Origin of the sequence: Armatimonas sp. (assembly GCF_031410135.1) — a bacterium.
GTDB lineage: Bacteria > Armatimonadota > Armatimonadia > Armatimonadales > Armatimonadaceae > Armatimonas.
Genome location: NZ_JANNYP010000169.1, coordinates 1 through 4,307, shown reverse-complemented (window position 1 = coordinate 4,307; position 4,307 = coordinate 1). Strand labels below are relative to the sequence as shown.

Here is a 4,307-nt window from a genome sequence, read left to right as displayed (position 1 = left end):
CACCGATGGGGCCAGCACCTCCCCAGGTAAACCAGCCATTATCTCGGAAGCGGGTCTTACGAGGATCCGAGGGGCAGCCGTAGACATTGCCGTTCTTGACATAGGGATAGATGGCGTAGTACCAGATCGTGGTCGCATTGTTCGGAGAGGGCGAACCCGCGTCTCCCCAGGAGGTGCTGTAGTTCTGTCCCCACTTCCACTGGGGGAACGTTTCGTCGTAGTCTTGCGAGTACATCATGAAACCCAGGGTGAGCTGCTTGATATTAGATAGACAGCTTGCCTGGCGTGCTTTTTCACGGGCTTGGGCAAAGACAGGGAAGAGAATGGCGGCGAGAATCGCGATAATCGCGATAACAACTAACAACTCAATGAGTGTAAAACTCTGGCGTATCTGCTTCAACATTTTCATAACTGAGTACTCCCTCAGGTTTAACTTCGTACGGACTTCGTCGAAGTGGTTTGAAATGATAACTCTCGTCAAAGAGAGCTTGGAAAGTAGTTGGAAACCACCCTCCTGAGCGCATTTTAGGATAGATTAGAAATTTTGTCAAGGCTGATTTTTCGGGGTCAGTTTGAGATAACTTCCCGTTTGTAGACCGGGTAAAACCTCCGTTTTCCCTGATGGCCAGCGAATGCTGAGCTGAACTGTACCGGAGGCACTCCCAAGGCCAAAGTGGACACGTGGATCGCTACTAGAGAGATAGGAACCCGCTGGCTGGCACTGCTGTGTCCAGCGCTTTCCGTTGGCTTCGACGGTCAGAACCGCTCCCCAGGTGTTTGGTGGCAGTGTGAAGCCGATCCAGGTTCCTGGCACTGGGGTTTCGTTGTGCAAGAGAAGAGGCTTGCCCTCCATGTCCACCACAAGAGCGTCTTGCTTGCCATCGTTGTCGTAGTCACCCGTGGCTAAACCGCGGCCTACGAGGGGCGAAATCCCAACCAGCGCCGTGTTGCTGACCTCTAGAAGCTTCTGGCCCTCTTTGCTCTGGAAGAGCTGAAGGGGCTGACGGTACGTTGTCTTCTCAATCTCAGCGATATTGTCTTGGACATGTCCATTGGCAATCATGAGATCCAGCCAGCCGTCGTTGTCCGCATCGAGGAACTTAATTCCAAAGGCAACCAAGGCATTTGCACCTTCCCCAAGGCCAAGCTCCGGGCTCTGGTCGCGAAAGATCATGCCTTCATTGATATAGAGATTCTTTACCTCGTTCTGAAAGGTTGCAACCGCTAAATCCAGCTTGCCATCGTTGTTGAAGTCTCCAAAATCGGTTCCCATTCCCCCGTGCTTATTGCCATTTTGATCGTAGGCGGTGCCGCGAAGATCGGCTTCGTTCTTAAATTTCCCCGGTCCTTGGTTGACAAACAAATCGCCCGGAGCTTCGTCGTTTGCGAGGGCAATGCTCACCCGACCCGTGCCTTCCAAGTCCGCAAAGGCCACTCCGAGGGTTCGTCCACTCTGGCCGGTAACTCCCCACGCTTTGGTGACATCCGTAAACTTGCCGCCGCCTTGGCTCTGGTAGAGCACTCCTGGCAGACCAACATAATTGACGGGGCCACAGGAGCTCATGACATCTCCATGGTTGGTCTTAAACCGACAGAGCTGTGGCTTTGTCTGAGGGCCAAAGTCGGCGTAGTTACCGACAAACAAATCCAGCTTGCCGTCGTTGTCTAAGTCTGCGAAGCCGCAAGATGTTCCCCAGGGCTGTGGCTTCAGTCCCGAGGCGAGCGTGACATCACGGAAGCTCCTGCCCGCTTCGTTGTGAAGCAAGCGCCCCTCACGGTAGCCAGAAAGATAGAGATCGGCAAAACCGTCGCCGTCGTAGTCGCCCACGGCGCAGCCGAGAAAGTGCCCGGTAAGCTTTCCCAGCATCGCCTCACTCACATCGGTGAACTTTCCCTTGCCATCGCCTTTGAACAGCCCCGGACGGGAGCCGACGAGCAGGAGATCCAAGTTGCCATCGTTGTCAATATCCAGAAAGGCGCAGCCATAGCCAATGGTCTGGAGGATGTTCAGAGGGCGTTTCTCGGGCACCGGCCAGGAGTAGCGGATACCGGCGGCTTCTGCCACATCGCGGAAGACCGGCTTGGCTTGTGCGGGCTCCGCGCTTTGCGGAGCGGGATTGTTTTTGGGGACACACCCCGACGATACCAGCAGCGGTAGGGTAAAAAGTAGCAGAAGCTTGCGACTCATGGAAGTATTGTACCGGGTATAATTCCCCGTGTCCGTTTCCACCCTTGACAAAAGCCTCGATAAGAGCCTTCTCGATGCCGCCCTCAATGGCCTAGACACAACCCCGCGCTTAGTCGCGGTCGAGACGCAAAAAGACACGGCGACGCTGATCTCACGGCACCGCGATGGCACCGTCGCCATGGAGACCGTCCCCTTTATCCCCTGGCTCATCCAGCGCGACGAGCGCTTTCTCCCCGACGGCGAGGAGATTCAGCTAGAGGGTGAGGGCTACTCCCGCCTCGTGCGCTTTCCCCACTGGCGTGCCTATTTAGATGCACGGCAGATTCTCCGAGACGAGCGCCGGGACTTTCTCCAGTACGGCTCCCCACAGAAGCAGTTCTTATTGGGTACCGGGCGCACACTCTTTAAGGGCATGGCCTTCACCGAAGTGCGCCGGATGCAGATAGACATCGAGACCACCACGTTTACCCCCACCGAGCCCGATGCCCATATCTTTCTCATCGCCTGCTCAGACAACGTTGGCAACGAGGAGCTGCTCTTTGGTGAGGAGCGAGAGATGCTCTGGGCGCTCAATCACTTAGTGACCGAGTGGGATCCCGATATTGTCGAGGGGCACAATATCTACGGCTTTGACCTGCCGTGGATTCGGGCGCGGGCCAAGGCACTCCATATCGCGCTTCCCTGGGGGCGAGACAGCTCCGAGATGGGGATTGGGATGGAGCGCAACTGCGCGATGGGAGCCAACACGCGCCCGTTTGTGCCGCACTTTATCTGGGGGCGGCATGTACTCGACACGCTCTTTCAGACCCAGCGCTTCGATGTGGCACGCGGCGAGATCTCTTCGTACAACCTAAAAGAGTGCGCCCGAACCTATCATATTGCCGAGCCGGATCGGGTCTATATTCCCCACGATGAGATCGCCTCGCTCTGGCGCACCGATCCGGAGCGGGTGAAGGCCTACACGTTGGGCGATGTGCGTGAGACGCGGCGCTTGGCGGAGATTGTCACGCCCACCGAGTTCTACTCCACCCAGATGGTGCCCGATGTTTTTCAGAGTGTTGCCGTGACCGGCAGCGGTGAGAAGATCAACTCGGTCTTTGTGCGTGCCTACTTGCAAGCGGGCCACGCCATCACGCGCCAGCAGCCCAGCCAGCCCTACGGTGGCGGCTACACCGAGATGCGGCTGGCGGGTTTGTTGCGCGGCATCGTAAAAGCCGATGTCGAGAGCCTCTACCCGAGCATCATGCTCAACTACAATGTCAGCAGCAGCTCCGACACGCTGGGGCTGTTTCTACCACTCCTCAAAGAGCTGACCCGCCGCCGCCTGATGGCAAAGCGGAAAGCGAAAGAATACGAGTCCACCCAGAACCAGATCGCCTCGGCCTACTGGGACGGCCTCCAGGGCTCCTATAAGCTGCTCATCAACTCATTCTACGGCTATTTAGGTGCTCCGTTCTACTTCAACGACTACACCGCCGCCGCCAAAGTGACCGAGATTGGCCAGGTGATCGTCAAGCAGATCGCGGAGGAGCTGGAAACCCGTGGCGCGACGGTTATTGAGATCGACACCGACGGCGTGTACTTTCAGCCGCCAGCGGGAATCTCGGGCCTCGATATTGAGGAAGCCTTTATCGGCGAGATCGGCGCGACGCTCCCCGAGGGAATCCGGCTCGCCTTTGATGGTCGCTACGAAGTGATGCTCTCACTGAAGGCCAAGAACTACGTGCTGGTGAGCTACGAGGGCAAGAAGACTTTCAAAGGCTCCAGTCTCCGCTCGCGTGCTGATGAGAAGTTCGGCAAGAAATTCCTCTACGAAGCTGTGGACTTTCTCCTCGCCGACGATAGAGCCGGTCTCTCGGCTCGCTACAAAGAGCTTTTAGAGGCGATTGAGAACCGGACGCTCGGTATCGAGCAGATCTCCCGCCGCGAGCGCGTCACGGATAAGACCTTCACCAGCGATGCCAAGAAGCGCAACGCCGAGGCAATGGTGGGCCTGACCGTGGGCGACTATGCGATTATCTACCAGCGCGAGGGCGATAAAGCGCTGGTTACTGCGGACAACTACAACCAAGACGAAGATATCGAGTACTACCAGACCAAGCTCTACAAGTTCGCCAGT

At 56.8% G+C, this 4,307-nt stretch carries 3 protein-coding genes; 1 reads left to right on the top strand and 2 read right to left on the bottom strand.

Translation table 11 applies throughout. From position 1 onward, the window contains the following. Window positions 1–409 (bottom strand): DUF1559 domain-containing protein (locus tag RMO15_RS06005; protein WP_309709208.1); only part of this gene is annotated, 409 nt, incomplete at its 3' end. Between the two features lie 138 nt (window positions 410–547). After that, a complete protein-coding gene (locus tag RMO15_RS06000) occupies window positions 548–2,188 on the bottom strand; it encodes a CRTAC1 family protein (protein ID WP_309709206.1) in 1,641 nt (546 codons plus the stop codon). A 28-nt stretch (window positions 2,189–2,216) separates the two neighbouring features. Here RMO15_RS06000 and RMO15_RS05995 point away from each other — a divergent pair. Continuing rightward, window positions 2,217–4,307, top strand: a 2,091-nt coding sequence (locus RMO15_RS05995; RefSeq protein ID WP_309709204.1) for a DNA polymerase domain-containing protein, incomplete at its 3' end; no start/stop codon positions are given.